Annotated in this window: 32 protein-coding genes; 27 read left to right on the top strand and 5 right to left on the bottom strand. The window is 64.1% G+C overall.

What is annotated here, in order from left to right; translation table 11 throughout:
• The first annotated feature begins 83 nt into the window (after positions 1 to 83).
• From ACWW1C_RS00650 to ACWW1C_RS00535, 24 genes are all read left to right on the top strand, one after another.
• Positions 84 to 647 (top strand): hypothetical protein, encoded by a 564-nt coding sequence (locus tag ACWW1C_RS00650; protein WP_455981630.1) that lies wholly within the window; start codon positions 84 to 86, stop codon positions 645 to 647.
• A 15-nt stretch (positions 648 to 662) separates the two neighbouring features.
• Positions 663 to 1,583, top strand: a complete 921-nt coding sequence (locus ACWW1C_RS00645; RefSeq protein WP_455981629.1) for a hypothetical protein — start codon at positions 663 to 665, stop codon at positions 1,581 to 1,583.
• A gap of 4 nt (positions 1,584 to 1,587) precedes the next feature.
• Positions 1,588 to 1,749 carry a hypothetical protein gene (locus ACWW1C_RS00640; protein WP_455981628.1) on the top strand — a complete coding sequence of 54 codons (162 nt, stop codon included), beginning with the start codon at positions 1,588 to 1,590 and terminating at the stop codon, positions 1,747 to 1,749.
• Positions 1,746 to 2,237: a hypothetical protein gene (locus tag ACWW1C_RS00635; protein ID WP_455981627.1), complete on the top strand. Its 492-nt coding sequence runs from the start codon at positions 1,746 to 1,748 to the stop codon at positions 2,235 to 2,237. The genes ACWW1C_RS00640 and ACWW1C_RS00635 overlap by 4 nt, the downstream gene beginning before the upstream one ends.
• The gene (locus ACWW1C_RS00630; RefSeq protein WP_455981626.1) at positions 2,230 to 2,577 is read left to right on the top strand and encodes a hypothetical protein; all 348 of its coding nucleotides are present in this window, start codon (positions 2,230 to 2,232) and stop codon (positions 2,575 to 2,577) included. The genes ACWW1C_RS00635 and ACWW1C_RS00630 overlap by 8 nt, the downstream gene beginning before the upstream one ends.
• On the top strand, positions 2,574 to 2,843 hold the full coding sequence (locus tag ACWW1C_RS00625) for a hypothetical protein (protein WP_455981625.1): 270 nt from the start codon (positions 2,574 to 2,576) through the stop codon (positions 2,841 to 2,843). The genes ACWW1C_RS00630 and ACWW1C_RS00625 overlap by 4 nt, the downstream gene beginning before the upstream one ends.
• Positions 2,840 to 3,232, top strand: a complete 393-nt coding sequence (locus ACWW1C_RS00620; RefSeq protein WP_455981624.1) for a hypothetical protein — start codon at positions 2,840 to 2,842, stop codon at positions 3,230 to 3,232. Before ACWW1C_RS00625 ends, ACWW1C_RS00620 begins: the two co-directional genes overlap by 4 nt.
• 92 nt (positions 3,233 to 3,324) lie before the next feature.
• The gene (locus tag ACWW1C_RS00615) at positions 3,325 to 4,188 is read left to right on the top strand and encodes a phage tail tube protein (protein ID WP_455981623.1); all 864 of its coding nucleotides are present in this window, start codon (positions 3,325 to 3,327) and stop codon (positions 4,186 to 4,188) included.
• Positions 4,189 to 4,294: 106 nt separating this feature from the next.
• The gene (locus ACWW1C_RS00610; protein ID WP_455981622.1) at positions 4,295 to 4,756 is read left to right on the top strand and encodes a hypothetical protein; all 462 of its coding nucleotides are present in this window, start codon (positions 4,295 to 4,297) and stop codon (positions 4,754 to 4,756) included.
• Between the two features lie 550 nt (positions 4,757 to 5,306).
• Positions 5,307 to 9,422 carry a phage tail tape measure protein gene (locus ACWW1C_RS00605; RefSeq protein WP_455981621.1) on the top strand — a complete coding sequence of 1,372 codons (4,116 nt, stop codon included), beginning with the start codon at positions 5,307 to 5,309 and terminating at the stop codon, positions 9,420 to 9,422.
• 1 nt (position 9,423) lies between these two features.
• On the top strand, positions 9,424 to 10,533 hold the full coding sequence (locus ACWW1C_RS00600) for a hypothetical protein (protein WP_455981620.1): 1,110 nt from the start codon (positions 9,424 to 9,426) through the stop codon (positions 10,531 to 10,533).
• Positions 10,533 to 12,248 (top strand): Gp37-like protein, encoded by a 1,716-nt coding sequence (locus ACWW1C_RS00595; RefSeq protein WP_455981619.1) that lies wholly within the window; start codon positions 10,533 to 10,535, stop codon positions 12,246 to 12,248. The genes ACWW1C_RS00600 and ACWW1C_RS00595 overlap by 1 nt, the downstream gene beginning before the upstream one ends.
• A gap of 68 nt (positions 12,249 to 12,316) precedes the next feature.
• On the top strand, positions 12,317 to 12,520 hold the full coding sequence (locus ACWW1C_RS00590; RefSeq protein WP_455981618.1) for a hypothetical protein: 204 nt from the start codon (positions 12,317 to 12,319) through the stop codon (positions 12,518 to 12,520).
• Positions 12,517 to 12,894 carry a phage gene 29 protein family protein gene (locus ACWW1C_RS00585; RefSeq protein WP_455981617.1) on the top strand — a complete coding sequence of 126 codons (378 nt, stop codon included), beginning with the start codon at positions 12,517 to 12,519 and terminating at the stop codon, positions 12,892 to 12,894. The genes ACWW1C_RS00590 and ACWW1C_RS00585 overlap by 4 nt, the downstream gene beginning before the upstream one ends.
• On the top strand, positions 12,891 to 13,943 hold the full coding sequence (locus ACWW1C_RS00580; protein ID WP_455981616.1) for a phage tail protein: 1,053 nt from the start codon (positions 12,891 to 12,893) through the stop codon (positions 13,941 to 13,943). The genes ACWW1C_RS00585 and ACWW1C_RS00580 overlap by 4 nt, the downstream gene beginning before the upstream one ends.
• Positions 13,943 to 14,224 carry a hypothetical protein gene (locus ACWW1C_RS00575; RefSeq protein WP_455981615.1) on the top strand — a complete coding sequence of 94 codons (282 nt, stop codon included), beginning with the start codon at positions 13,943 to 13,945 and terminating at the stop codon, positions 14,222 to 14,224. The genes ACWW1C_RS00580 and ACWW1C_RS00575 overlap by 1 nt, the downstream gene beginning before the upstream one ends.
• On the top strand, positions 14,208 to 16,019 hold the full coding sequence (locus ACWW1C_RS00570) for a hypothetical protein (RefSeq protein WP_455981614.1): 1,812 nt from the start codon (positions 14,208 to 14,210) through the stop codon (positions 16,017 to 16,019). Before ACWW1C_RS00575 ends, ACWW1C_RS00570 begins: the two co-directional genes overlap by 17 nt.
• 13 nt (positions 16,020 to 16,032) lie before the next feature.
• Positions 16,033 to 16,374, top strand: coding sequence for a DUF7572 family protein (locus tag ACWW1C_RS00565; RefSeq protein WP_455981613.1), 342 nt, complete (start codon positions 16,033 to 16,035; stop codon positions 16,372 to 16,374).
• A complete protein-coding gene (locus ACWW1C_RS00560; RefSeq protein WP_455981612.1) occupies positions 16,375 to 17,388 on the top strand; it encodes a glycine-rich domain-containing protein in 1,014 nt (337 codons plus the stop codon).
• A 48-nt stretch (positions 17,389 to 17,436) separates the two neighbouring features.
• The gene (locus ACWW1C_RS00555) at positions 17,437 to 17,865 is read left to right on the top strand and encodes a hypothetical protein (RefSeq protein ID WP_455981611.1); all 429 of its coding nucleotides are present in this window, start codon (positions 17,437 to 17,439) and stop codon (positions 17,863 to 17,865) included.
• Between the two features lies 1 nt (position 17,866).
• Positions 17,867 to 17,992: a hypothetical protein gene (locus tag ACWW1C_RS00550; protein ID WP_455981610.1), complete on the top strand. Its 126-nt coding sequence runs from the start codon at positions 17,867 to 17,869 to the stop codon at positions 17,990 to 17,992.
• A gap of 16 nt (positions 17,993 to 18,008) precedes the next feature.
• Positions 18,009 to 19,481 (top strand): hypothetical protein, encoded by a 1,473-nt coding sequence (locus ACWW1C_RS00545; RefSeq protein ID WP_455981609.1) that lies wholly within the window; start codon positions 18,009 to 18,011, stop codon positions 19,479 to 19,481.
• 3 nt (positions 19,482 to 19,484) lie between these two features.
• Positions 19,485 to 19,946, top strand: coding sequence for a hypothetical protein (locus tag ACWW1C_RS00540; RefSeq protein ID WP_455981608.1), 462 nt, complete (start codon positions 19,485 to 19,487; stop codon positions 19,944 to 19,946).
• The gene (locus tag ACWW1C_RS00535; RefSeq protein WP_455981607.1) at positions 19,943 to 20,365 is read left to right on the top strand and encodes a hypothetical protein; all 423 of its coding nucleotides are present in this window, start codon (positions 19,943 to 19,945) and stop codon (positions 20,363 to 20,365) included. Before ACWW1C_RS00540 ends, ACWW1C_RS00535 begins: the two co-directional genes overlap by 4 nt.
• 128 nt (positions 20,366 to 20,493) lie before the next feature.
• Here the strand turns inward: ACWW1C_RS00535 and ACWW1C_RS00530 are convergent, their stop codons facing one another.
• Both ACWW1C_RS00530 and ACWW1C_RS00525 read right to left on the bottom strand, forming a co-directional pair.
• Positions 20,494 to 21,369, bottom strand: a complete 876-nt coding sequence (locus ACWW1C_RS00530) for a DNA adenine methylase (RefSeq protein ID WP_455981606.1) — start codon at positions 21,367 to 21,369, stop codon at positions 20,494 to 20,496.
• 125 nt (positions 21,370 to 21,494) lie between these two features.
• Entirely contained in the window at positions 21,495 to 21,941 is a 447-nt protein-coding gene (locus ACWW1C_RS00525) for a hypothetical protein (RefSeq protein ID WP_455981605.1), read from the bottom strand.
• Positions 21,942 to 22,054: 113 nt separating this feature from the next.
• Between ACWW1C_RS00525 and ACWW1C_RS00520 the strand changes: the two genes are divergently transcribed.
• Positions 22,055 to 23,140 (top strand): IS630 family transposase, encoded by a 1,086-nt coding sequence (locus ACWW1C_RS00520; RefSeq protein WP_455979207.1) that lies wholly within the window; start codon positions 22,055 to 22,057, stop codon positions 23,138 to 23,140.
• Here ACWW1C_RS00520 and ACWW1C_RS00515 read toward each other — a convergent pair.
• Positions 23,121 to 24,101, bottom strand: coding sequence for a hypothetical protein (locus ACWW1C_RS00515; RefSeq protein WP_455981604.1), 981 nt, complete (start codon positions 24,099 to 24,101; stop codon positions 23,121 to 23,123). The genes ACWW1C_RS00520 and ACWW1C_RS00515 overlap by 20 nt on opposite strands.
• 205 nt (positions 24,102 to 24,306) lie before the next feature.
• On the opposite strand from ACWW1C_RS00515, the gene ACWW1C_RS00510 reads away from it, so the two are divergent.
• On the top strand, positions 24,307 to 24,657 hold the full coding sequence (locus ACWW1C_RS00510) for a hypothetical protein (protein ID WP_455981603.1): 351 nt from the start codon (positions 24,307 to 24,309) through the stop codon (positions 24,655 to 24,657).
• Here the strand turns inward: ACWW1C_RS00510 and ACWW1C_RS00505 are convergent.
• Entirely contained in the window at positions 24,629 to 24,964 is a 336-nt protein-coding gene (locus ACWW1C_RS00505) for a hypothetical protein (protein ID WP_455981602.1), read from the bottom strand. The two genes, ACWW1C_RS00510 and ACWW1C_RS00505, sit on opposite strands and share 29 nt — an antisense overlap.
• A gap of 227 nt (positions 24,965 to 25,191) precedes the next feature.
• Positions 25,192 to 25,989 carry a tyrosine-type recombinase/integrase gene (locus tag ACWW1C_RS00500; protein ID WP_455981601.1) on the bottom strand — a complete coding sequence of 266 codons (798 nt, stop codon included), beginning with the start codon at positions 25,987 to 25,989 and terminating at the stop codon, positions 25,192 to 25,194.
• A 211-nt stretch (positions 25,990 to 26,200) separates the two neighbouring features.
• Here ACWW1C_RS00500 and ACWW1C_RS00495 point away from each other — a divergent pair, with 211 nt between their 5' ends.
• Positions 26,201 to 26,314, top strand: coding sequence for a hypothetical protein (locus ACWW1C_RS00495; RefSeq protein WP_177127396.1), 114 nt, complete (start codon positions 26,201 to 26,203; stop codon positions 26,312 to 26,314).
• The last annotated feature ends 6 nt before the right edge of the window (positions 26,315 to 26,320 follow it).

Here is a 26,320-nt window from a genome sequence, read left to right as displayed (position 1 = left end):
ATTTTCCCCGCCGCAACGGTCGGGGACCACCCCTCCCCGGGCCGCAACGGAACGGGGATCAACCCGGAACGGGAGATACACGCATGTCTGGAAGTAGCGGCAACGGCGGCGACGGCGGCAACGGCGGCGGCGGCGGCGCAGGCGACGGCAATGGCACCGCTGGTGCTGGGAACTCCGCAACGGACGACCAGAACAACCCGGTAGACGGCGACGGCAAGCCGACCGAAACGGTCGAGTTCTGGCGCGAGAAGGCCCGCGATCAGGAAAAGCGCGCCAAGGCAAACGCCGCAGCAGCCAAAGAGCTTGAGCAGCTCAAGGAATCGCAGAAGACGGACGCCGAGAAGGCAGCCGAACGGCTCGCAAAAGCCGAAGCCGACGCCGCAACGGTGCCGGCGAAAACGGCCGAGGCACTCAAGGCACACCTGATCGATCTGCACAAGATCGACGCCGAAGACGCCGAACTGTTCCTCACCGCCACCGATCCCGAACTGCTGCTCAAGCAGGTCGATCGACTGCTCGCACGCTCGGGCAAGCGTCCAGACAGGCGGCACATCGTGTCCAACGAAGGCAAGGGCACCACCACCAACGAAGGCGGCAGCAGCAACATGCGTGAGTTCACGCGAAACCTGTTCCGCAACAACGAATAACGGAGGCATCGCAACATGAGCGTTTTGACAACCTCGCAGCTCGAACTGCCCAACGAAATCCTGGACCCGTGGCTGGGCAAGGTGAAGTTCGGCTCCACCATCGCCACCCTGTCCGCGTCCGAGCCGATGAAGTTCGGCAAGGGCCAGTTCATGAGCTTCACCATCGGTGAGGCCGAGTACGTCGGGGAGGGCACCAACAAGGGCCCGTCGACCATCACCCCGACGGTCAAGAAAACCGCACCGTTCAAGTTCCACAAGACGGTGCGCTGGACCGAAGAGGTCAAGTACGCCGACGAAGACGAGCAGCTGAACGCGATCCAGCAGATCCTCGTGCAGATTCAGCCCGCCCTCTCGCGCGCACTCGATTTCGGTGTGTACCACGGCATCAACCCCACGGGTGGCGCGGCAGTCCCGGCGATGACCGAGTACCTGTCGCAGACCACCAACAGCGTGGAGGTCGTCGCCGGGGTCGCGCCGCAGCTGAACCTCGACGCCGCCGACGAACTGGTGCTCGCGGACCGCTTCAATCCGAAGGACGTCGCCCTGGACCCGGTCTACGCCGCGGTGTTCGGCAAGCAGCGTATGCCGGTGGCTACGGGCGAGCAGATCGGCCCGAAGATGTACCCGGACCTGACCTACGCCACGGCACCGGCCGGCCGGCTGGAGAACCACAACTCCTCGGTGTCTGACACCGTCGGCGCCGTCGGCATCGCCGCAGCCGACACCAAGGTCAAGGGATTCGTCGGGGACTTCTCGGCGATCCGCTGGGGTATCCAGCGGGCCATCGGCCTGGAGATGATCGAGTACGGCGACCCGGACGGCCAGGGTGACCTCAAGCGCAACAACGAGGTCGCGTTCCGCGCCGAGGTCATCTACGGGTGGGGCATCGCCGACCTCAACGCCTTCGCCAAGATCGTCGACGCGGTCGCGGGCTAACCCAATGCCCAAATACCGCACCGACACCGGTGTGGTCGTGGACGTGCCGGAGCAGAAGGCGGAACGCATGGACGGGCTCACCCCCGTCGATGCATCGCCGGCTTCTGCCCGGCGCGCTCGGGCACCCAAGCGGGCCGCCGGCAAGGAAGGCAGGAAGACGGCATGACCACGCCCGAGCCGGTCACCGGCCCCGTAACGATCACCCCGGCCGATCTGGCCCCGTACGCCACAATCGCCGAAGACAAAGCGCAGTCGATGATCACGGGCGCGCTGGCCCGGGCGGTGCTGAAAGCACCCTGCATCGCGAAGGCCGACTTCCAGCACACCGAAGCCGCCAAGGCCGTGATCGTCGAAGCGATCCTGCGCTGGAATGACGCCGGCACTGGAGCCGTCACGCAGAACGTCGCTGGACCGTTCCAACAGACCGTGGACACCACCGTCCGTCGCCGTGGTCTGTTCACTCCCTCCGAGATCGAAGAACTCGAAGAGATGTGCCGCGACAACAACGCCCCGGGCAAGGCGTGGTCGTACGACACTGCCGGCGGCGGCCGGGGCTCTCACGCGGATGTCTGCTCGAGTAACCTCGGCGCGAACTTCTGCTCCTGCGGTGCAGACATCGCCGGAACCCCGTTGTGGGAGAACGACTGTGGCTGATGTACCGCTGAGGTTCACCTGCCAGCACGAGGTCTACAAGCCTGGTGTCAAGGATGCTCATGGCAACGAGATTCCGGGCTGGTGGCCGGCCGTCGCGCGTGACTGCATCTGGTGGGCTCCGTCCTCGACGGAACCGCCACAGCCGCCGACCGGTGGCGATCGCGTCATCGCCGATGTCCTGCTGGTAATCGACTCCGCGGTGACGGTCGACCACCGTGACCGGTTCACCGTCGACAGCAAGGCGTTCAGTGTGGTCGGGCTGCCGAAGGACTACGACCACGGGCCATTCTGCTACGCACCAAATCGTCGGATTGTCGAACTGAAGTGGGTGGGTGGATGACCGTTCGAATCAAGTTCAACGAGGCCGGGTTTCGAGCACTTCTCACCTCGGGCGCGGCGAATTCGTTAGTCAAGGAGCATGCCGAGCGGGTGGCCGAGAGAGCCAACGAGGTCCCGTCAACGACGCAGCCGGCTGCGTCCGATCCGTACTACGTCGTCGAAGACGCATCGGACGACAAACGCGCGCGGTACCGGGTGCGCGCCAATGGCGCTCGCGCGATGGCCCACGAGGCGAAAACCCAAGCGCTGCTACGGGCCATCTCATGAAGGTCGTCGCACCCGACGTCGAAGAGATGGCCAACACGTGCATCGTCGGGGCGCTAAGCGAGAACGGGCTCGACTGGCCCGTCGCCACCCGCACACCCGATCCACGCCCGGACCGGTTCGTGAAATTCATCGTCACCGGCGGGCGCAAAGGCAACCTACGAATCGCGCACTACATGATCATTGCGCGAGTCCACATGCCCCTGGGCGAGGCCGTGGAGTGCGGCCGGGTGGCACGCGAGATCGCCGGGACGCTCGAAGCCGCCGACTACTCCATCAGTGCCGTCGGCCGAACCAAGGTCGAATCGTGTGCACGGCTGGATGATTCCGACCTACCTGAGGTCGCCGTGTACCAGGTCACCGTGTCCTGGCTGATCGCAATTCCCGTCTAGCACAACCGAATACAAGTAGTCGCCCCTCCCGCGCCGCGGACAGGGGTTATCTTTCGTGCCCCGCGCGGGGCACATTCCCAAGGAGGAAAACAGTGGCTCACACCAACGTGAAGAACACCGCAGTGCTCAAGCCCGGTCTGGCCGGCGGAATCTTCCGGTTCCCGTTGGGCACCGTTCTGCCCGTCAAGCCGTCCGATCCGTTGCCGGTCATCCCGGGCTGGAACTCGCGTCTCGGCGGCTGCGATGAAACCGGCTTCACCCTGTCGACCAAGCGCGACCAGGAGAAGAAAAAAGACTGGAACGGCGACAAGGTTCGCGCCATCCAGACCGGCAAGGATGACACCGGCAAGTTCGTGCTGATCGAGCCGAAGTCGCCCGAAGCCAAGAAGCTGGTTTACGGCGATGCCAACGTTCAGGTCACCGAGGCCACCGCACTGCACGGCACCCTGATCGAAGCACGGTCGAACTCCAGCCTGCTGGAGCACGCGTCGTACGTCATCGATACCGTCGACGGCAATGACAAGGTGCGCAAGCGCATCCCCGATGCGCAGGTCGGAGAGATCGGCGACATCATCTTCCAGTCGAAGGACTGGCAGGTCTACGAGATCACGCTCGACCTGTTCCCCGATCTGGCCGGCTACACCTGGTACGAGGTCACCGAGCTGGACGACAAGCTCGTGGAAACCACGGTCGTGGTGACCCTCGGCGGGACCGCCGCGACCGGTGGCACGTTCGATTTCAAGGTCGGTACCAACCCGGCCGCGATCGGGTACAACTCCACCAACAACGCATTCCAGACCGCGGTGGCCGCGCTGCCTGGCGTGAAGTCGGCGACGGTCACCGGTGCCGGCCCGTGGACGGTGAAGCTCACTACGGCCGGCGTGCCGACGATCTCGGTCGACGGCACCAACCTGGCCCCGGTCGGCGCTACCGTCTCGGTCGCCCCGGCGCCGTAGACCCACAGGCTGCCTCCCCCGAATCGTCTCCCCGTGCCGTCCCTCGACGCGGCACGGGGAGACCCCCCACCATTTGCCCAAAGTCGAGGAGAGTCGAGGAAAAGCCATGTCCAAGAAGCAATCTGCGGAAGAAAACCCGATCAAGGTCGCACCCGATCTCGGTGATGTCCCACTGTCCGATTACGTCACCGGCCCCGTCATCCACGCCTCCGTTCCTGAGGGCGCGCCGGAAATCGACAAATCCGACGATCCGAAGCCGCCAGTGCCCGGTGACCCGGACTATGACTGGTCACAGCACTACCCCGATGGCACTGAGCTGTTCACGTACACCTTCCCTGGGGGAAAGACCGTGGCGCTCAAGGCATTCTCGGCCATTTACTCCAAGACGTGGCTGTACAAGATCAGCGAACTGCAGAGCGACATCGACATCGAGTTCGCGGCGCTCAAGCGTGGCGGATGCCCGCAGGTGCACGCAGTGCTGATACAACTCGACGATACGGTCGGCGACCCGATCGCAGACCTCTACAGGGCGTGGATCGGCGCTGAAGGGCTCGACTCGGGGGAATAGTTCGGCTGGCCCGGATCGTCACCGATGACCTGTTTGCGGGTCCAATCCGGCGAGACCTGATCCGGGACCGGCTGACCCTCGACGAGCTTGGTTGGCAAGGCCTGGCTGATTACGTCGACTACCCGCCCCTAGGGACCTCCCTGCGGGACGCGGTCGACCAGGCCCGCGAGCGTGAACGTGACGACGGCGGTTGGTCAATATCCGACCACCTCACCGCGGTCCTGATCGACAGGATCGAAGTCCTCACCTGGTTCTTCCGGCGCGCCCACTTCGAGGGGCGCCCCGAATTCCCGACTCCAACCCCGCGACCCGGCATTGAGCCCGCGGATCCTGCGGCCGGGTGGAGCGACGACAAGATCGCAGCGATGGTCCCTGCCATCGCCTCACTGATGAGCAACTGAAACATGTTGGGAGGTGCGTCATTCCAGAACTAGCTGGCGCATGGGTAACACTCGCGATTTCCGCACAAGACATGCGGCGAGACATCACCCGCGTAATCAACCAGGTATCCCGTGGCGCAACCCTCACCCCGCGAATCGACAGTGCTCAGATGTCGGCGCAGGGATCGGCCGCCGGCAGCAACTTCCGCGCCCGGTTCAACTCCGCGGCGCAGCTCGCCCCTCGGGTGAACACGTCCGACCTTGCCGGCCAGGGGTCGGCTGCGGGCCGAAACTTCGGTGAGCGCTTCTCGTCTTCGGCCAAGCTCGCGATGACCACGCTCGGGCTAGGCGCGGGTGTCGCGGGTCTGGCGGCGCAGTTCAAGCAGGTCATGTCGGTGGGCATGGACTGGACGCGGACCATGAACACCTTCACGGCAGTGACTGGTGCCTCCGCTGACGAGCTGAAAAAGGCCGGTGATGCCGCCCGAGCGCTGGGCAACGATGTGTCCCTGCCTGCCACCTCGGCCAACGATGCCGCCGCTGCGATGACCGAATTGGCCAAGGGCGGATTCACGGTCCAGCAAGCGATGGACGCCGCCAAGGGGTCCCTGCAACTCGCTGCGGCAGCGGGAATTTCGGCGACTGATGCCGCGACGATCCAGTCGCAGGCCTTGCAGGCATTCGGGTTGGACGCCAAAGAGGCCGGCAAGATGTCGGACACCCTGGCCAACGCCGCCAACGCGTCATCGGCTGAAATCACCGACGTCGCGTACGCGTTGCAGGCGTCTGGCACGGTCGCCAACCAGTTCGGTCTGTCCGCGCAGGACACGGCGGCGGCGATCGCGCTACTGGCCAACAACGGCATCAAAGGCTCCGACGCCGGCACCCTGCTCAAATCGTCGCTGCTGGCACTGACCGATCAAGGTAAGCCCGCGCAGGCCGCGATCAAGGAACTCGGCCTCGCGGTCTACGACGCACAGGGCCGATTCGTGGGCCTGCACTCGCTCTACGGACAGCTGGGCGAGGCCGCCAAACGGATGACTCAGGAGGACTACCAGGCTGCGACGGCGGTCCTGTTCGGCTCCGATGCCATGCGGATCGCCGGTGTCGCTGCCAAAGATGGCTCTGCATCGTATGACCGTATGCGAGTTGCGATCGAGCGCCAGGGCGCCGCCGCCGACGTCGCGGCTGCGAAAACTCAAGGCCTACCGGGGGCGTGGGAGCGGTTCAAGAACACGGTCGAATCGCTCCAGTTGCAGGCGTACGACAAGCTTGAGGGTCCGCTGACGAAAGTCATCGACGGCGTCTCGCACGTTCCCGACAAGCTGTCCGAACTGGCGCAGAATCCACAGGTCCAATCGCTGCTCACGGACACCAGGACTGCGTTTGTCGACCTGGCCAACGCCGCCAAGCAGGCCGGCCCTGGCCTGGTGGAAGTCAGCAAGTCGCTGGGTAGTGCGGCCATCTCCATCGGAGGCGCGGCATGGAAGACGTTCGTCGCGGTGCTGGAATCGACTGCCGCCGTGGTGAAAACGATCGCGCCTGCGCTCAAGGTGATCGGCGACATGATGTCGGCACATCAAGGTCTGGTCACTGCCGGTGCTGCCGCATGGCTCGCCTTCAAGCTAGTACCCGGGATTCTCGGTGCGGTCACCCCTGCGCTGAACAGTGTCAACAGCACCGTCGTGGGTATGGGCCAAAGGGTGTCCGGCGCCGTCGCTGGCGTGCGGAATTTCGGGGATGCGTACCGCACATCGGTGCAGTGGATGGCTCAGGCCAACCCGACAGTCTCCACCGGCGGCCGGGTGCTATTCGGCATGGGCTCCGAAGCCAAGACGGCCAGTGCGCACCTGCGTGTGCTCGGGGACAACGCGCGGAGCGCTGTTGGCGGCGGTTTGAACATGATGAAGGGCGCAGCATCGGGAATCGTTGGCGCACTGGGCGGCCCGTTCTCCGCTGCACTGGTTGCCGCTGGCACGGCGTTCGCTGTGATCGCCGAGAAGAACGACGCCGCTACAACCTCGTTGAACAACTACAACGAGGCGCTGAAGAACTCGAAGCGGGCACAGAACGAACTCAACGACGCCCTCATCGCATCGGGCGGCCAGCTCGACGAAAACGCGATGAACAAGCTCAAGGGTGGCCTTGCGGGGATCGACAACCAGCTCAAGTCGGCGGCCGAACGAACGCCCACGATCGCTGATGAGTACCGGGACAAGGATCACAGCTTCAAGGGAATCTTCGGCGTCGATGAGAAGGATGGAACGTATGCCGATGTAATTCGCCGTCAAGCCGGAGTCGCCAAGGATGCTCAAGGTGCCATCGACAACCTGAAGCTGGCTCAGGACGAGCTGGCCAAGCAGGTGGCCGGCGGGCAGCCGGTTTTCGACGCGCTGGTGGCCAACCTTCAAAAGCAAGGCGCTGGCGGCGTTGTCGCGGCCGAGAAGATCAAGCAGCTGCGCATTGACCTACTCGGGGCACAGCAGGCCGGCGCCACAGCAAATCCGGTACTGAAGCGCCTCGGTGACGATGTCGTGGGAACCGCGTCGCAGATCAAAACCGCGTTCGACGCGGTGCCAAAAGACGTGCCGGTCAACGTATCGGCGCCCGGTGGGCAAGCCGTGTTTGATCTGTTGGTCAAGCTCGGCCAGTCCGTTTCGCAGGACAACGACAAGAACATCAAGGTCGATGCCCCGCTGGCTCCCGATGTCCTGGACACACTGAAGGCGCTCGGCTACGAGGTCAAGAACAACAACGGCAAGATCATCGTCGTCAAGAACGAAGGAGTCGATGAGGCCAAGGCCGAGCAGCGTGACCTGACAAAGACCGAGACGAAGACCGTTCGGATCATCTCTCAGACTGGCAGCTTCGACACTGGTGACCTGAAGATCGAAGGCCAGGCCGAAATCGGTACGGAGAAGCGGCTATTCGGCGCCATCGTGCCGATGGCCGATGGTGGTCTACGCTGGGCGCGTAAGCCGCAGTCTGCCGACATCTACGCCGGCCGCGGCGCTGGGACGATCTTCGCGGAAGAGGCCACCGGCGGCGAGGCCTACATCCCGTTGGCGCCGAACAAACGGCAGCGGTCCATGGCCATCCTCGCCGAAGTCGCACGCCGCTTCGGGATTACCAGTTTCGAGTCCGGTGGCATCAGCGTCGACGAGTTGAAGTCGTTCGCCTCGAACATCGCTGGGAACAGCTACAACTGGGGCGGCGGCAATGGCGACACCTTCTCCACTGATTGCAGTGGCGCACAGTCGACGATCGCCAACTTCATCACCGGGGCCAGCGGCCGATTTGCTACCGCGTCCGAAAGCTCGGAGTTGCTCAAGCGCGGCTTCCAGGCTGGCGACCCGCCCGACGGCGTCGCCGCTTACTGGGTGGGCTGGGAGAACGGCGGCCCGGGTGGCGGACACACCGCCGGCACGATCGTCGACCCTGACGGCGGCAACGTCAATGTCGAGATGGGCGGTAAGAAGGGCGGCGGCCAATTCGGGGGCGGCGCCCAGGGGGCGTCGGCGTTCCCGAACCGCGCGTGGATTGCACTTGCCGGCGGCGACAACGGCAAGAGCACCGGCGGCAGCGGCGGTGGTGGTGCGTCGACCTCGCAGGTGATGTCCGCTCAGGCCTCGGTGCGCCGCACGAAGGCTGCCAGCGCCGCGGCGCAGAAAGACCTCGACGACGCCAACGCCGAGCTGAACTCGGCGCCCGACGACAAAAAGCGCAAGGCCGCCGAGAAGAAACGCGACAACGCGCAGCGGCGCCTGGACTCTGCTGTGGATCGCCAAGCCACGGCCGAGCAGCGACTGACGGAGGTCCTGAACAAGAAATCGAAGGGCACCGAGAAGTCCGTCGGCGGTGACGGCGGCGTGCAGTCGTTCGGCCAGTCTCTGGTGTCCGGTCTGCTGCAAGGCATCGGGCTCGACGGCTCGGTGTTTTCCAACCCGTTGGAGTGGCCGAATGTGAAGTCCGGTCTGGCCCTGCTGAATTGGGGCGCTGGCTACGCCAAGGCATGGGCCGGCGGCGAGGACGGACGGGGTTCTGACGGTAATGGTGGTCCGCTCGGCGGTGCACTCAGCAGCCTCGGCCTGCCGAACATCGCGCCATCGACCGAGCCGAAGAACCTGCAACCGATCGGCGCGGCCGGTACCGGAACCGGACCGCTACCCGGCCCCGCGCCGGCAGGGGACACCTTCAACGTCTCCGGCGTCAATCCACGGGAGATCATGCCGAAAATCGAAGCACGGCAGTGGGCGGCGACCAACCGACACGGGATGGGAGGGTGAAATGACCGCTGGCACAAGCAGATGGCTGAAATACGACCCGATCCTCGATCGCGCCGCCGAACCGTCCTTCCAGACATGGACCGACGAGGACATGGGGCCGTTCGCACGTCAGCTGATGTCCGATCAGACCAAACGCGTCTACGTGTCCCCCGACAGTGAACGCATCTACAACCTGGCCGGCGGCTTCAAGGGCAACCGCGGCGTGGTCCAGGCCCCCGGCATGAAGGGGTCCACCGGAGCATCGTTCGATCAGCGATACTCAGGTGGCCCGTGGATGCTCGGTGAAGAGCACGAGCGCACCGACTACACCAAGCGGATCTATCAGCTCAATCTGCACTTCGCGCCGCACATCAACGCGGTGTCGCGGCTGCGGTACCCCGACACCGCTGTAGCGCTCGAACAGATCATCGGCCAGTGGTACCGGGACTGGCCCGAAGACGCCAGCCAACCAATGGGCTACATCGGTGAATTCACCCGGTACGACGGGTGGCACTGGACCCGCGCCCGGATCGGTGAGCCCAACTACGACAACGTCGAGATCGACCCGCACGCATACGGCAACTACTACGCGGCAGCGGCCATGACGATCCACTGCCCGTTCCCGTTCTACAGCAAGCGGGTGCTGACCAAGGAATGGCGTAACGACGAGGCCAACGCGATCATCAACGGCCGCAACCACGGAGTTCTGCGCCTGCCCAACAACGGCGACTGGGACGAACAGTGGCCGAAGTTCATCGTCGAAGGCGCTGGCGACGTGACGATTCAGGACGGCATGACCGACCGAATGATCAAGCTGCCCAAGATCAGGCCGCAGGACGGCATGGTCCTGGTGGACACCGACCCGTCCGCCCGCACGCTGACCTCCGAGCACGATCCGATCGACACCGCGCTGTGGAAGATGATCCGCAACAGCGAGATCCTCGACTTCATTCTCGGCGACATCAGCAACGCCGATGCCGGCTTGCCGATCGGCCGGCGGATCCCGGGCGGCATCGGGTTCATGTCGCCGATCCCGTCAGAGACGATGGCGAACATCAAAGTCACACATACGAATCCGGCGGGGAAGATCACCATGGTCATGCCGCAGTGGTACAAGCGCGGAGTCAACTGATGCCGCCGCGGATTATCACCGAACCCACCGACTCCATCGCCAAGTACCGGCTGCTCGATGGGCGCCGCGAAATGTGGAAGCGCGCCGGCAAACAGAAGCCGCTGCTGCGGGTGCTCGACAAGCGGTTGCAGTACCTCGGCACGCTGCGCGGTCAGGTGCGCCAGGGCGACTGGGAACGCTTGTGGGACGACACCGGGGTCGGGAAAATCCGTGTGCGCCGAGATGATTGGCTCGCAGACCTGATGGCGCGGGGCACCCGGTACATGGAAGACCTGCACTTGGCGGTCGATCCCAACCCGAACATCAGGTCGTGGAAAACCCGGATCGGCTACCGGATTCAGTCGGTCGTCGCGGTCAAGGATGAGGACGGCACCCACTGGGTCGACCTCGAACTGATCTCGCTGCGCGAGCACGCGAAGCACATCGCGCTCATCCCGACGCCGGTGTCTGCTCCGGAGTTCCAGCTCAAAGCCTGGCTGTGGATTCAGAACGCACGGTCCGGCCTGGCATTTACGACGTTCCTGAACCTGCTGCGCACCTTTTGGCCGTTCCTGTCGCTGCCGACCTCGTGGGCGGACCCGGTGCACTGGCTGACCACCAGGGCCGGGAACATCAGCCCGCTGCACTGGCCGATCCAGGTTCAGTTCGTGAACCCGATCACCGACACCTCGCGAATCGTGCCGATCGCGGCGAAAGCCCAGATGCTGCACGACATTCACGCGCCCATCGGTGAGGACACCGGTGTCGGCCTGATCGACTACCTGTGGCTGGAAGAGGACGCCACCAGCCCGCACCCGGAGCTGGCCGCCATCGTCGGCGAGAAGAACGCCCGCCCGAGCCGCAACTGCATCGTCCTGGCGTTCGAGAACAAGTCAGGCATCGTCGGTCCTACAGGAACTGCATTTGACGGCGCACTAGACGCGATCGGTGCCGTGCTCGACGACACGATCACCGAGGTCATCCTGCCGCTGGACCGCGACGGCGACGGCATCACCGATCCGTTCTTCCGCCGGCTGCTCGGCGTGGCGCCGAAGAAGCCGGATCTGGTGTGGCGCGAGTGCAAGCACTCGGGCATCATCACCTCGACGCACCGCATGCAGCGCGGTACTGCCGCTACGGTCTGGACCGGTGGTCACAGTCCGACGATTTTGAACCAGGGCATCACCTTTGGGATCCGCTATGGCTTGGCTCAGCTCGAGCAAGTGATTCCGTACCCGGGCTCGGCGTACCAGCAGCCGGGATCCTCGGGTCTGGACAACATCTACCAGGGCCAGCTGGACGACCTGTTCTTCGCGTGGCAGAAGTTCACCAATCCCAAAGTGGCAGTGTGGCTTAACGACTACGCCCTGCTCGATCACGTCGAATCCGGCAACGGCTTCGCCTGGGTCGTGTCGGCAGCCCTCACGATCCGCCAGGGCATCTGGAAGACCTCGCCCAAGGTGTCGTTCACGATGACAACCCGCGACGGCTATCCGCATGTCTACGGGTTCGACTACCTCATCGGTGACCGCGGTATGTGGGAAATCGACAGCATCTACTACGTCGACCAGATCCGTGGCGGGAAGTGGTCTGTCTCCGAAACCGAGCCTCTGACACTGGGTTTGACGATCGGCAAGGCCAGAGACCACGACCCGTTCGAAGCTGGGATGAAGGCGCTCGCGGACGGCTGGAACGCGATCGGCTCCCTCATCGGCGGCGCCGCCGTCGGCGTCTAACTCACCCCCTGTCCGCTCTGCCCCGCGCCGCTCGGCGTCGGGGCTACCTGTCATGCCAAGGAGTTCTCATGAAACGTCCGAAAAGCGGTGAGCCGCAACGAGTGGTAATCGACCACGTGCGCCACGTCGTCGAGATCGACGGCGAACCGGTGCCGTACTGGATCAGCGAGGGCGGTCCGACGACAGAGCCGTGGGGGAACGACGAAACCCTCGTGAAATTCGAGTGTTTCGTCTTCGCCAAAGACGTGCAGATCATCGAGTCTGGCTCGTGAGTCGCCATCCTGACGCGCAGCGGCTACTCGACGCCGCTGCACGTCTCACCGACGCACTCGCTTACGCCCGCGGCCCGCGCGGCGAGGTGCTGTTCCTCACCGACGATCAGCGCGTCTGTTTCGCCTTCCACCTCGCCCGGGCCGGCGCTGACGTCTACCCCGATAAGGCGATCATCAAGCGCCGCGCCATCCCCGACCGGCCGGGCCAGCTGGCCGGTGTCATCGACTGGGTGCCCGTCGACACTCCGGACGATCCCAATGCGCCAGAACCGATTACGGCGGTCGGGCCAATACCGGAGCCGCCGAAGCTGCCTGACCTCGACGAGTTGGTGCCCTGGCAGACCCCCACCCGAATCGAAGGAGATTTCACGTGAGCACACCACTGCCCGGTCAGCCGGTGCACCTGATGGACTGGCTGAACGTCATGCATGTGTTCGGTGTCGTGTCCGACGGTGAAGTCCCGGGCCTGCGCACCTGCACGTTCGAGGGCGTCGGTGATGACATCGTGGCCACCGTCCCGGTGCTCAAGGGCGACCCGGGCGAACCGGGCATGCCGTCGCCGGTGGTGGATCTGCACATCAACCCCGCGATCACCACCCCGACGCAGCTGCCCGGCGATCTCGGCCTGGCCGACAAGGGTAAGACCTGGTGGATTGGCGACCTGCTGTACGTGTGGATGGGCACCGAATACCTCACGCGCCCGGCGGGTTACGCGGGTAAGCCGGGGCCTGTGCCGCAGATGTCGTTCAGCATCGAGCTGCTCGACCCGAGCGAAACCAGCGTCGTGGTGCCTTCGGGTACGGCGCTCAATCCGCATCTGCACTTCAAGATCGCCGCCCCGCGGGGTATCCCGGGGCCGGCGGCCGCGATCCGTAGCGCGCTGGACTACGACAACACGCTGCCGCCTGTCGACAAAGACGTCCCGATGTGGGATGAGACCGCCGGCAAGTGGAAGCCGTCCAGCTTCCTCGGCAAGCGGGTTATCGGCTTCTCGATCCCTGAGGCGGCGTTCACCAACGTCAACGCGATCATCAACGGCCGCATCAGGATTCTGTCGTACCAACTGCCGGTTCCCGACTTCGCGTGCAAGCCGTTCGTGTGGGGACACTTCAAGGCGTTCGGCGTCGATCTCAACATCACCGACCCGTTCAAGATCGGCGCTGAGGTTCGACTCGGCGACGCGACCAGCGGCCAGGTCATCGGCCGCGGTAAGGGCACCATCGCACAGGAAACCATTCTGTTGCCGCACTTTTCGCGGCCCGGAGCGCCGACCGATGCGATGACGATGGATAACGAAGTCGCGTTGATCAATGCCGGCGAGCAGCAGACGATCAACGTGAACCTCGTCAATGACGGCTTGCTCGGTTTGTACAGCTTCAACCGCACCGACGCACAGCTGGTCTGCCAGCTGATCGAGGTCTGATGGCCTACCAACGCGAACTCAAGACCGTCGTGCCGGTGCTGGTCGATCAGCACACCGACGAAGACGACGCCATGCTGGTGTGGCTGACCCGTGAATCGTTCGACCGCGAGGCGGCCTCGGAGTACCTCGTAATCACCGAATTCGAGGACCTCGGCGACCTGGACCCGTCGGAGGTATCCCCGCAGACCGAACGCGAGGTACTGAAGCGGCCCGTCGCCGATTTCCGGTGGCGCTTCTTCCGCGGTGTCGCGACGAGAGATCCGCATGCCAGCGTCGGTTGACCTCGGCAGAGCGGTACAGGTCACGCACAACCCGGTCGAGCGGCTCGACCCCACGCTGCCGCGGCTGCCGAAGATGGACCTGTCCAAGCTGTTCGACGACTGGATCAAAGGCATCAAAGACCTTACCGGCGTGGACCTTTCGGTCCTGGCTGACATCCTGGGTGGTCTGCAGGGTGGCCTGGACGGTATGCGCCGGTTCATTGAGTCGCTGATCGGTCAGGGCCTGGACATGCTGCACCTGCCTTCGCCCGAGCAGGCGTGGCAGCAGATCATGGCCACGTTCCTCAATCCGCTGTCGTGGCTGAACAACATTCCGATCGGAGCGATCACCGCCGCCACTCCGAACCTGTTGGCGGACTTCATCTCTCCCGCGGCGCTGGTCGGCGAAACCAAGTGGGTTTACGACCCCGATGTGGAACCTGCCGGTGCGGTCGGTTCGGTGCGCACCACGCTCGACGGCACCATCCACGAACTGATCTCCGAACGCATCCAGCTCGACATCGGCCGCAAGGTCAATGCCGAGGTGAAGATCAAGTACTCCGGCATCACCTCGTCAAACGGTTCACCGATCCGCCTGTCGTGGATCGGGTGGAACGGCGACGCCGAGGTGGCCGGCGGCGACTTCGCCGTTCACCAGCCATCGGGCGCGGCACTGGACTGGACCACGCTGAGCGGATTCGTAACGCGGCAGGCATCCGATCCATGGGACCGGGTATCGGTCGTCCTCAAGACGATGTCCGGCGCACCCGCCGGCACAGTGTGGTTCGGCGCTCCACGCGCGACCAAACCCGACAAGTTGCCGAAGAACCTCGTCGACGGCCTGGAGGACGCGCTGGCGGCGGCAGGGCAGTCGATCCGCGATGCGATTTGCAACGCGCTGGGAGTCGGCGGGACCGGCCATTCCGATGCCGATGTCATCCACGCGCTGATGAACATTCCGAAGGCGGCGGTCGAGGGCGTGGAGGACCTCGCTGAGCAGGTCGGCGACGGATTCAAAGCCTGGTGGAACCATTGGTTCAAACGCACCGACGGTGACGGCTCGGTCGCCCAGATTCAGCAGGTCGTCGAGAGCGTTCACGATGCCGTGCTGAACGGCTACAACGTGCACCCGATCACCGCCGACCAAACCAACTGGCCGGTACCTGTGCACACCGAGTGCCTGATGATCGCCACCGGTGGCGGGCAGAAGGGCGATAACGGTTTCAACAACGGAAGCGCGATCGGCAAGATCGGTGGTCTCGACGGTAGTTGGCTTGTGACGCCTGTCGATCTGACTGGCATCACGGCACTGGATACCACTATCGGTACGCAGGGCAATAGATCAGTTGTCCGCGTGGCGAATACGGCGAACCCGCACACCGGCGCCATCGTCTTCCAGTCTCCGACTCACGGCAGCACCGGCGGCATCGCCACGCCGCTCGGATACACGCTCACCACGAGCACACCCGGCCGTGGCGGCAACGGCGGCGGGATGGGAACCGGCCGTGATCTGCCGACATCGGGCGGTTCGTCCGCGATCGCCGCCGGCGGTTTGCCTGGCAGTAACAACGGCGTCTGGGGGACGAACGGTCAGGACGGCCAGTCTGTGTCGGCGGGCGCGGCCACCAAGTGCGGCGGATCGGGCGGCGGCGGTGGCGGCGCCGCGGTCCAAACGCTGAACGTCGGCGGTAACGGTGGCGCCGGCGGATACCCCGGAGGCGCTGGCGGCGCCGGCGGCAACTGCAACGGCACCCCCAACCAGGCCGGTGTCGGCGGACCTGGAGCGATCGGCTGCGTGTGGATTCTCACCCGGTAATCAGGAGGCGACGATGAAGACAGCAACCCTTGTCGGGCATGGGCTTTCGCAGTTCTGCCCGACCACCAACCACTACTACTGTGGCGACGGACCCGACGGCGTCTTCCTGCTGGTGACCATCGCACGGTACGACGTGCCGGGGTCGATTGAAGCCTGCACAGGCATTCGACTACCCGTCAGTGCGGTGAACTTTCCGACGCACGCCGACGTGTTCCTCGCCGACGCCGACGCCAACGTGCTCGACGCGGACGGCGACCCCGCGAACGGCATGACTCCGCTGCTTCGGGTGCCTGACTGCAACGACTTCGCGACCGCGCTGGCCGCCGCCGGGTACGTGCTCGACGAGGCGCCCTAAATGGCCGCTGCCCGCACCGGCTGGTGGACACGCAACACCATCCCGTGGGGTGACCACGGCGTCACCGTGCTCGCCCCGCCCGCTGTAGCCACCGCCGTCGCTCCAGCGCCAACGACCAGGGTCACTCTGCCCGCGTCACCCGCTGCCGCCGCCACGGCCGCCGCTCCGCCACCGAGTATCTCCCTTGGGCTGCCAGTGCCACCGGCGGCCGCGACCGCCGTGGCACCTGCGCCAACGACCGCCGTGGCGATCAACGCCCCTGCCGCAGCGGCGACCGCCGTCGCGCCGGCGCCCAGTGTGATGACGGGCAACGACGTCGTCCTAGCTGCGCCGCCCGCCGTGGCTACCGCGATCGCGCCCGTCCCCAAGGTGAATGTGGCTGCGCCAGCACCAGCCGCCATTGCGTCCGTGACGGCGCCGGCACCGACGACCCGTGTCACCCTGCCCGCAGCTCCGCCAGCCGCGGCCACAGCGGTCGCACCAGCTCCGTCGGTCAACGTCGTCATGGACCAAACCACACCGTTCACGGCGAGCGGCACCTACAACATCCCGGGATGGGCGACCAAGCTCGACATCGTCGGCATCGGGGGCGGCGGCGGTTCGCAGGGCACCGGCTTCTACACCGCCAACGGCGCCAGGGCCGGAACCTGGTCCGGCACAACGGTCAACGTGGCCGACCTCGGCGGAGCCACCACACTCGCCGTGACGGTCGGCGCCGGCGGTACCGCTGGCCCGACTGCCGGTGACGGTGGCGTCGGCGGAGCATCCACCGTGGCCGCGTTACTGACTGCTCCCGGAGGCCCGAAAGGGTCGAACGGCAACAACTCAGGAAGCAGCACCGGGCAAGGCGCGGGCGATTACACGTTCAACGGCATCACCTACCCCGGCGGCGCGGCAGCTGCAGCGAACACCGTCGGCAACCAGGCCGGCGGTGGCGCGGGTGGCCGCAACGTCCAGAACGTGGGTGGCCGGGCTGGCGGTGCGGGAGGTGTGTGGATCCGCGCCTACACGTAACACCCACGGACACAACCACATTCAACGACAAATGAAAGGCAACGAATCATGGCTATCACCGCTGGCATGTACGGGAAGTTCGGTCTCTCCCTGGCGAACAAGGAGATCAACCTCAACACCGACACCTTCAAATTTCTGCTGACCACCAACGCTTACACCATCGACAAGGATGCACATCAGTACCTGTCCTCAATCACCAACGAGGTCACCGGAACCGGATACACGGCGGGCGGTGTCACCCTCAGCCCGCTCACCGTCACCTACGACGCCGCGAACGACCGCGTCAAGTGGGTCGGCACCAACCCGGCATGGAACCCTCTCACCGTCACCGGCGCCCGCCGGGGTGTGTTCTACGACGACACCGCCCCGAATAAGCCTCTGGTGTCGTGGGTCGACCTCGGCCAGGACTACAACCTCACCGCCGCGAACTTCTCCATCCCGTGGGACGCCCTCGGCACCGGCTACATCAACCTCTGACATGGCCAGATCAATCGCGGCCGTTGTCGCGGGAACCGTTGCGGGCCTGGCCATCTTCTCGACCGCCTTCTACATGTGGATGGCGTTCGGCGCCGACCCCACCAACGACCCGCTTCTGTCGTTCTGAAAGGACTTGCACTGCAATGACAATCACCCGCGCCAACATCGAAGCGGCTAAAGCTTTCGTCGGCGCACGGCTCGGCGATCCGTACGTCTACGGCGGAATGTTCAGCCAGAACCCCAGCGACGGTACCGACTGCTCCGGCGTGTGGAACGACGTGTTGGGCATGGTGGTCGGTCGCTTCCAATGGGGCCGCGAAGCCGAAGGCGCAACCACCGAGTCCTACCGCTATATCCCTGTCGGTGGTGTCGGTCCGTTCGGTGTCGTCATCGTCGCACGGCCACAAGACATCCCGTCCAACGCTGTGGCGAAGCTCGCGTTCCACCACGGCCCGGGCGGCGGCGCGAACTCGCACATGTGGGGCGAACTCGACGGCATGCGCATCGAATCCGCCGGCAACAAAGGGCTGGTGACCGCGCCGTCGGCATGGTCGATCGACAACCCGTACGCCACCTCGTGGGCCTACCTGCCAGGACCGATCGCCGAAGACGGCACGCCGCCGGTTGTGATCGAACCGGGCGACACGCTGTTCGCCGACGTTTCCGAATGGCAACGCCCCGTGGATGATTCGTACCCGTACCGGGTGCTAACGATCCGCTCGAACGACGGCACCTACCGGGACAAGAACTGGGTCCAGAACTACCGCTGGTGCAAGGCCTCCGCCGACAGTGGCCGGCTGGCGTTCTTCATCGTCTACTTCGTGTGGCGGCCCAACTGGCAAGACGCCGTGGCCACGCTGAAATCGCAGATCGGGCAGCCGCATCCGCGCATGGCGATCATGCTCGACGTCGAATCGTGGAACAACCAGATCCGTGGCAACCAGTCCGCCGGCATCAACGCAGCCTTTCAAGACATCGCGCAGTGGCTCGGCGACAGCCGCCGAGTCATTGGCTACGGCAACGTCGGGGATCTGGACAACCTCTGGCCCACCAAACCTGCCGGCGTGCGGCTGGTCGTCGCCGGCTACGGGCACCTGCCCAACTACCCCGGCCTGATCGCGCACCAGTACACCGACGGCCAGGGCTACGGCGGCGGCCTGCCTGAGGGCGCACCGCCGTTCGGCAACTGCGACATGAACACCGCAAACGGGCTCACCGCAACGGCTTTCGCGCGTGAGCTGGGCATCGACGTGGCCACACAACCCCAACCCGAACCGGAGATCGACATGACACTGCACACCTCGCGGTCCATCTACCGCTCCAGCAATAAGCGGACGATGCGCGGCGACGATGCCTCGCTCGGCGCCGATGCCTGCGCGCACATGAACTGGGTCGAGCAGTGCGCCATCCGCGGCGAGCAGTGGGCACTACTGCTGGTGGCTGCTACTGCGGCGGGCGGGGTCGGGGCCACCAAGTGGTGGGAGGTCGACGCCGGCATCGAAAACCCGGGCATCGATCCGTGGGCAAAAGAGAAGGCGATAAACGTCATCAACTACCTCCAAGCCACCAACCCTGCTGTCCTGCAGGGCTTCATCGACACACAGAAAGCGGCATGACCCATGAAGAAACTCGCCAGCGAAGACAAGATCGACACCCGGGCGGCGATCTACGCCGCCGGACAGGTCGGTGTCGCCGTCGCGCTATTCCTCGGCGTGATCAAGGTGATCGACCCTTCGACGGCCAACGCGATCGTCAACATCGTGCAGCTGCTCGGCGGCCTGGCCGGCGGCGGCGCGGCGGTGACGGCGGCGGCGGTGCTCAAGACGCAGAAACGGGTACCGGGCATGCTCGAACCCACACCCGAACAACCGCCAGTGGTCGACCAGATCGTCAACGGGCTGAGCGTCCTGGCGGACAATCACGCCCAGGTCGCCGCCGACATCGACAAGGTCACCACCGCAGCCAAAGACGCGTTCGGCAGCATTCCCGTCATCGGATCCGGCGCCGCATCCATCGCCGAACAGGCCGGCTCACTCGCACAGCAGGTGATAGCGGCAGCAGCGGCGGTCAACGCCAAGTGATCAACTGGGCCGAGATGGACAACCCGTGGGCGTTCCTGGCCGTCGTTGCTCTCGTTTGTGCGCAACTGATCATCACGGTCATCGGACAGCGCCGGGGAAAGGACCGAGCCGTGAAGCGCGAACAGGTCCTCACCGACGTCGCCGGCAGCGTGTCCGACGTAGCCGGTCAGATGACCGAGGTCAAAGAGCAGGTGGTGAACGACCACGGCGACCGAAACCTGCGCCTCCAGCTCGACCGCATTGAGCGGAACCAGAATCGGATGGAAAAGCGTCAGGAGGACATGGCCGGCGACATGCGAGGCGTGAAGAAGGACGTCGGCCGATTGGCCGATTCTGCTGTCGACGACCGAGAGACGCACCGCACCGACATCGCGCGCGTCGACAACGAGTTGAAGGACCTGCGCCGACGGATGACCTGAAACTGGGTGGAACCGATCGAATGCCTCAACCGTCTGAATAGGTGTGGAGTCGTTCCCGGTCATACTCTCCAGGCCGGGGACGACCTCACATTCCCGATCCAGTCCAGGTGGCCGGATGTCGCGCCGAGCTAGGCGACTACCCAGCGGCCCTTGGCCGTCGACAACACCTGCAGGTCGTCGGGCACCGCAAGGTTGTCGGCGAACACGACGAACTCACTGCCGATGTGGTTGACCTGGGCGGTGTGCTTGATATCGAACTCCGCACAACGAAGGTTGACGTACAGTTCGTCGGTCACTCGGTCGTCGGCGTCATACGTGAGAAACCACTTCAGAGGCGATGTGCGCAGTTGGATTGCGAGAGCTCGGTGGTCGTCGGCGTTGAGTTTGTCCAGGTACAGATCATCACCCTGCCCGAGATAGGGCGGGTCGACGTACGCGAGCAGCTCTCGCTTGTGCGGATTCAGTGACTTGAGAAAGTCGCGGGCGTCGAGTTCTGTGAGTTGGACTCGGCGACGATACGAGCCGATGCGTGTGATCCTCTGCGCGAGTTCGGTTCTGTTGAAGCGCGCATCGATCTTCCATTGGCCGGTCTGCTCGAGACCACCGATTGGTCTGGCTGTCAGGATCCCCGAGCGATTGCAACGATTGAGGAAGAACGTCGCGTATCCGAGTTCAAGGTCCGACCGCCGCTTCGGATGCAGGTACACCTCGCGGGCCGAATACCAAGCGTCCATGGTTACTTCGGCTGTCTCAACCAGGCGAGCGAACCGTTTGGTCTGGTTGAATACACAACGCCAGAACGCGGCGATGCCCGGGTTGAGGTCGTTGATGTGGATCAGATCAACGTGTTCGCCGACTAGTAGCGCTAGCGCACTTCCAGCGCCGCCGGCGAATGGCTCGGCATACCGACGTGGCCGACTAGGCTGCGCAGCTAGTAACTCGGCCGCGAATGGCGCAATCCGGGCCTTGCCACCCGGGTATCGAAGCGGGCTTAGATGCCTCACGACTGACCGTGCATCTTCGTTAATTGGATTGGTGCGCAGAAGATTAACGGTCGCGGCATTGGGGGATCATATCCCAAAAACCGATCGGTGGCCACAAGCACATCCAGGTCTAATTCTGTTGTTAATCAAGGTAATTCGTCATTCAGGCGTTGAAGTACCGCCTTGTACTCGCTGCTGAGCGTGCGGACTTCCGACGGCGCGGCCGTCTTGTTAAGTCCGTGCACAAATGAGTGCATCAGAACGACGCCGAGGCCATCTCCCGACGACTTCTGGCTGTTAACCCACGCGGGCTCAAGGGTTTTATCAGCGCGCGCGGACTCAATATCCGGGTCAAGATGCTTGATGCATACGCGAATCTTCTTGGGCAACTTGTCACCCTCGTTCGCGTTGAGATTCAACCGGTCCACTGCTTCAGTCACGCATAGTTCGACGATCACCCGGACCATCACTGCCGCAACCAGCGGGCTGGTATCGATGTCGACTCGCTGAGCTTGCTCAAGTGTCTTGGAGATGCGTAAGTCGAACTTGTTGAGCTTGAGGCCCTTGAAGATTTCGCGATCCTCGCGTGGCATCTTCCGGCGGATAATTGGAGCAGCAGGTGGAGGTTGTGGGGGCTGCGGAGTCGGAGTTGGAGTTGGGCTAGTGTCCTGAGTCGTTAATTCACCTTCTCTTGTTAGGGTGGGTCATGCCCTCGCCCCACGCTGTCGAGATTGTGTTGACCGATGACGAGCGTGCGGAGTTGGTGGGCTGGACGCGTCGGCGCACCAGTGCCGCGGGTCTGGCGCTTCGGGCCAGGATTGTGCTGGCCGCTGCCGACGGCGGCACCAATGTGGAGTTGGCTGATCGCCTAGAGCTCGATCGGGGCACGATCCGTAAGTGGCGCAACAGGTTTGTCGAGCTGCGCTTGGACGGGCTGCTCGATGAGCCCCGGCCAGGTCGGCCACGGGTGGTCGGTGACGAGCAGATCAAGGAGTTGATCACCACGACCCTGGAGACCACTCCGCCGCAGGCCACGCACTGGTCGACCCGGTCGATGGCCGAGCATCTCGGACTGTCGCAATCGATGGTCTCGCGGGTGTGGCGGGCATTCGGGCTGGCGCCGCACAAGCAGGACTCGTGGAAGCTGTCCAAGGACCCGCTGTTCGTGGAAAAGGTCCGTGACGTGGTGGGCCTGTACCTGGATCCGCCCGAACGGGCGGTGGTGCTGTGCGTGGATGAGAAAACCCAGATCCAAGCCCTCAACCGCACCCAGCCGGTGTTCCCGATGCTGCCGGGAACCCCAGCGCGAGCCAGCCACGATTACGTCCGCCACGGCACCTCAAGCCTGTATGCGGCACTAGATCTGGCCTCGGGCAAGGTCATTGGGTCCTTACATGCCCGGCACCGGTCCCAGGAGTTTCTGGCGTTCCTGAAAAAGATCGATGCCAATGTCCCGGCAGACCTCGATTGTCACGTCGTGCTCGACAACGCCTCGACCCACAAAACCCCGGCCGTCAAACGCTGGCTGCTGGCCCATCCACGTTTCACGCTGCACTTCACCCCGACCAGCTCCTCATGGCTCAACCTCGTCGAGCGCTGGTTCGCCGAACTGACCACCAAGAAACTGCGCCGCGGCACCCACACCTCAGTACGTCAGCTCAACACCGACATCCGTGCCTGGATCGACACCTGGAACGACAACCCCCGCCCCTACGTGTGGACCAAGACCGCCGACCAAATCATCGAATCCATCGCCAACTACTGCAGACGAATTAACGACTCAGGACACTAGCGCTGCCACCTCCGGCCGGCGTCGAGCTGGGCGCCGGATTTGGCGAATCGGTGGACGGCGCTGGAAGAGGCGTTGGGGTCGTCGGCGGCTGCAAGACCTTCAAGCTGGCGATCTGTTGGATGTATGCCTCGATTTGGGCGCGGGTGTTGATATGCCTCGCGGTCAAGCCTTCCGCGACGTCATAGATGAATTGACGGAAGGCGTTGTGAACGTCGACTTCTGGGCCGACGACAACGATTTCACCGCTGTCGATGGTGTAGCCGAAAGACTCTTGCATCTGCGCGGGCGCGATGAGGCGTCCAAGCGTCGTGGGGCGTTTTCGAATCCTGTTGCCCTCGGAGTCGTAGCCGCCACGAAAAATGACTTCGAGCTGCCGAAGGAGCTCACCGTCGTCAGGGTAGGCCTCGGTCATCAAGTCACGCAGCTGCATGGCCAGATCGGTCTGCGAACCTCGGTCTCGGCTGAACCGGTTGGACATGTCCGAATCCCACGGACTGACGCCGCGGCCCTCATTTTCGCCGGTGTGTCTCAGCTCGATCCACCGTCGTGCGCTCTCTCGCGTTTCGAAGTGAGAGCAAGCGACTTCATCCGGGCCTGTACCGCCGGCGGCGATACCCTCGATCCTGCGTCGAATCCGGGCGTCGTCGATGAGGGTTGGCTCTTTCAACATCTTCAGCGCTGCTACCCTGCGATTCCCCTCGACTACGACGAAGGCGTCGTCTTCCCACACAACTCCGGGTAGATCGAATGGGCTCAACATCCCAGATTCGGAGATATCGCGAGCGATGTTGATCATCTTGTCGCCGTAGAGCTCCAGCAACGCGTTGACCGACTCGCGTGTGGTATCTCCGCCATCTTCCAAACGCGGATTCTCCGAGTCCAGGACCAGGTCGGCCCAAGAGAGCACCACCAACGACACGTGCCCCAGCGTCGCGACCTCGATGTTTCCGCCGTCCGCCACTTTGATATTCCTTCCCCCTTGGCCAAGAGCGCATCACGGCGCAGTTTGGCCCCCCAATTTGCGAGAGTGTATTGCTGATCTCGCGCGCTCGTTTACGGTCTGGTCAAACAGTGATACAGCCAACTCTCAGACTTGCAAGGCGGGCCCCTGGCACGGCAAATGTCGAGACTTGCTGGGGGCGCTAGAGGATGCCACACTCGAAAATGTGTTCGAAGACTGGTGTGCGGAACTCCTGGGCTACCGCACGCTCATCCTGGTCGACCGGCCCGTCATGGTGAACACCGCGAGAGCCTTCCCTCCCGCCGGCTTCCGGCGCGACCAAGTCCCGATGTGGGTAAAGGCCGGCGGACTGCACCTCGAACCATGGATGCCCGGGCGACAAACTGCGTGGGTTCGGCGCGCTGATGGCGGCTGGCTGGCCGTCGTCACGATCCGGGCTTCCAGCGGCAACAACCAGTCTCGCGTCGCCATGCAGCTTTGGCTACTGCCCGACGACATCGCAATCGAGCAGTGCGCCGGGACTGCAGCTAGTCCCGCCCGGTCAGAACAACCTTGAGTACGCTGCGGCCGGCGGATTCCTTCTGTGCGATGACCTCGCCAGTGTCGTAGTTGGTGATTGAAGCCTTGCACGTACCCGTCGTTGGCGCTGTGCCCAACGTGAATGTCAGGTCCTGGTAGCCCGCGCCGATGCTGTAGTGCTGATCGAAGGTCTTGGCGCCACCAACCGCTCGGGTCGTGGGGTTGCGACCAACGAGTACCTTGTCGTCCACCTTGCCGAAGACGACCTCGACGTTCGCGACGCCATCTTCGCCGCAATCGACCTGGGCGGCGACCGTGGCGTTCGCGCCGCTCACTGTCGGCACGGCCGGCGCTGTGCTGGAGCTGCTCGATATAGCCCCCGACGCATTCGAGTTCTCCGACGAGCCGCACCCGGCGAAAATCGCGGCCGAGGCCGCGAGACAAATGGCAGTACGAATCATGTGGCGGAGCTTACGGCTACTCACAGCAACCTTGCAGAAAAACGCTGCTCGCGTCTCTGGACATACTCGAACAGGCTCGCGCCGATTGAGGTCATACCCCTTGGGCTGGGCTATGCCGCCGCCAGCATCGCGACGCGCATCTCTTCGTCACTGGTGGCCAGGTAGCGCTGGGTCGTTGCGATAGACGCATGTCCCAGCAGCATCTGCACGGCCCGAATGTCGCGTGTTGCTCGGTAGGCCCGCGTAGCGAATCGATGCCGCAGCGTATGCATCGACCAGCCGGGCGGTAGCAGGTCACTGACGATGTTGCCGACAGACTTCGGCTCTATGTGACCACCCGAGCGACCGACGAAAAGCCAGCCATCGGCGCTCTCAATGAGTCGCGCGAGGTCGTCACTGATCGGGATGACGCGGTCCTTGGCACCCTTGCCGTGGACCAGCAAGCATGGGCCAGCGAGCAGGTCGCGGCGATGAACCTTGGCCACCTCGGAGCGCCGGAGGCCGGCCTCGGCAGCGAGACGCATCATCAGCCGCCCCCGGTCGTCGGCGCGCATGATCGCCGCGGCCCACACATCATCGGGCGCAGGACGTGCGACGGGCGGCCGAGTCGGCACCTTCGGCAGCCTGACAGTGGGATCCTCGACAATCTTCTCAACCTCGGCGAGGTACCCGAAGAACCGACGAACCGCATTGCTGTACGACCGCCGCGTTTCGAGCTGCCAGCTGTGGTCACCAAACACTGATTCGATGTCTTCGCGGCGAACGTCTCCCGGCGCCGGAAGAAAGCGTGACAGGTAAGTGAGTTGATCCCGCCGCAGCTTGATGGTCGTCGCAGGCGCGCCCATGCCAGCCAGCATTCCAAGGAACAGGTCGATCGCTTCAGACCATGTGAGAACTACACCGAGCACGGTCGCTGACGGTAATGTCAATACAGCCATATGGAATTTTCTGTTACGCAGCTGTCGAAGACCTGTGATGAACCTGTGGCCCTGACGAGCGGGAAGGGTCAAACCAACTGGTTGGCCAGTCTATGCCGTGGCATCTCAGCGGCCGATCCGCCACTCGCAACCGGGATCCACCAGCTAAACTCGCGAGTAACAAGCTTGTCGGTTGGAGGTACTGATGGATCCGAGTCCGGACTACGACGCGAGCGACGAGGTCGAGTACTTCTTCAACTGGGTCCCGTGGGGCCTGCGCGGCGTGTACCCGCCCCCGGCGTACCCCCCGGTGTAACCACCC

Source organism: Mycobacterium sp. HM-7, assembly GCF_053852335.1.
This window is presented reverse-complemented; position numbering and strand designations above follow the sequence as displayed.

Coding starts and splice junctions, on each gene's coding strand:
- ACWW1C_RS00650 (WP_455981630.1), top strand. CDS start 84: ATGTCTGGAAGTAGCGGCAACGGCGGCGACGGCGGCAACGGCGGCGGC.
- ACWW1C_RS00520 (WP_455979207.1), top strand. CDS start 22,055: ATGCCCTCGCCCCACGCTGTCGAGATTGTGTTGACCGATGACGAGCGT.
- ACWW1C_RS00625 (WP_455981625.1), top strand. CDS start 2,574: ATGACCGTTCGAATCAAGTTCAACGAGGCCGGGTTTCGAGCACTTCTC.
- ACWW1C_RS00645 (WP_455981629.1), top strand. CDS start 663: ATGAGCGTTTTGACAACCTCGCAGCTCGAACTGCCCAACGAAATCCTG.
- ACWW1C_RS00550 (WP_455981610.1), top strand. CDS start 17,867: ATGGCCAGATCAATCGCGGCCGTTGTCGCGGGAACCGTTGCGGGCCTG.
- ACWW1C_RS00555 (WP_455981611.1), top strand. CDS start 17,437: ATGGCTATCACCGCTGGCATGTACGGGAAGTTCGGTCTCTCCCTGGCG.
- ACWW1C_RS00570 (WP_455981614.1), top strand. CDS start 14,208: ATGCCAGCGTCGGTTGACCTCGGCAGAGCGGTACAGGTCACGCACAAC.
- ACWW1C_RS00545 (WP_455981609.1), top strand. CDS start 18,009: ATGACAATCACCCGCGCCAACATCGAAGCGGCTAAAGCTTTCGTCGGC.
- ACWW1C_RS00565 (WP_455981613.1), top strand. CDS start 16,033: ATGAAGACAGCAACCCTTGTCGGGCATGGGCTTTCGCAGTTCTGCCCG.
- ACWW1C_RS00560 (WP_455981612.1), top strand. CDS start 16,375: ATGGCCGCTGCCCGCACCGGCTGGTGGACACGCAACACCATCCCGTGG.
- ACWW1C_RS00540 (WP_455981608.1), top strand. CDS start 19,485: ATGAAGAAACTCGCCAGCGAAGACAAGATCGACACCCGGGCGGCGATC.
- ACWW1C_RS00605 (WP_455981621.1), top strand. CDS start 5,307: ATGTCGGCGCAGGGATCGGCCGCCGGCAGCAACTTCCGCGCCCGGTTC.
- ACWW1C_RS00600 (WP_455981620.1), top strand. CDS start 9,424: ATGACCGCTGGCACAAGCAGATGGCTGAAATACGACCCGATCCTCGAT.
- ACWW1C_RS00610 (WP_455981622.1), top strand. CDS start 4,295: ATGTCCAAGAAGCAATCTGCGGAAGAAAACCCGATCAAGGTCGCACCC.
- ACWW1C_RS00595 (WP_455981619.1), top strand. CDS start 10,533: ATGCCGCCGCGGATTATCACCGAACCCACCGACTCCATCGCCAAGTAC.
- ACWW1C_RS00575 (WP_455981615.1), top strand. CDS start 13,943: ATGGCCTACCAACGCGAACTCAAGACCGTCGTGCCGGTGCTGGTCGAT.
- ACWW1C_RS00620 (WP_455981624.1), top strand. CDS start 2,840: ATGAAGGTCGTCGCACCCGACGTCGAAGAGATGGCCAACACGTGCATC.
- ACWW1C_RS00525 (WP_455981605.1), bottom strand. CDS start 21,941: ATGCCACGCGAGGATCGCGAAATCTTCAAGGGCCTCAAGCTCAACAAG.
- ACWW1C_RS00640 (WP_455981628.1), top strand. CDS start 1,588: ATGCCCAAATACCGCACCGACACCGGTGTGGTCGTGGACGTGCCGGAG.
- ACWW1C_RS00635 (WP_455981627.1), top strand. CDS start 1,746: ATGACCACGCCCGAGCCGGTCACCGGCCCCGTAACGATCACCCCGGCC.
- ACWW1C_RS00590 (WP_455981618.1), top strand. CDS start 12,317: ATGAAACGTCCGAAAAGCGGTGAGCCGCAACGAGTGGTAATCGACCAC.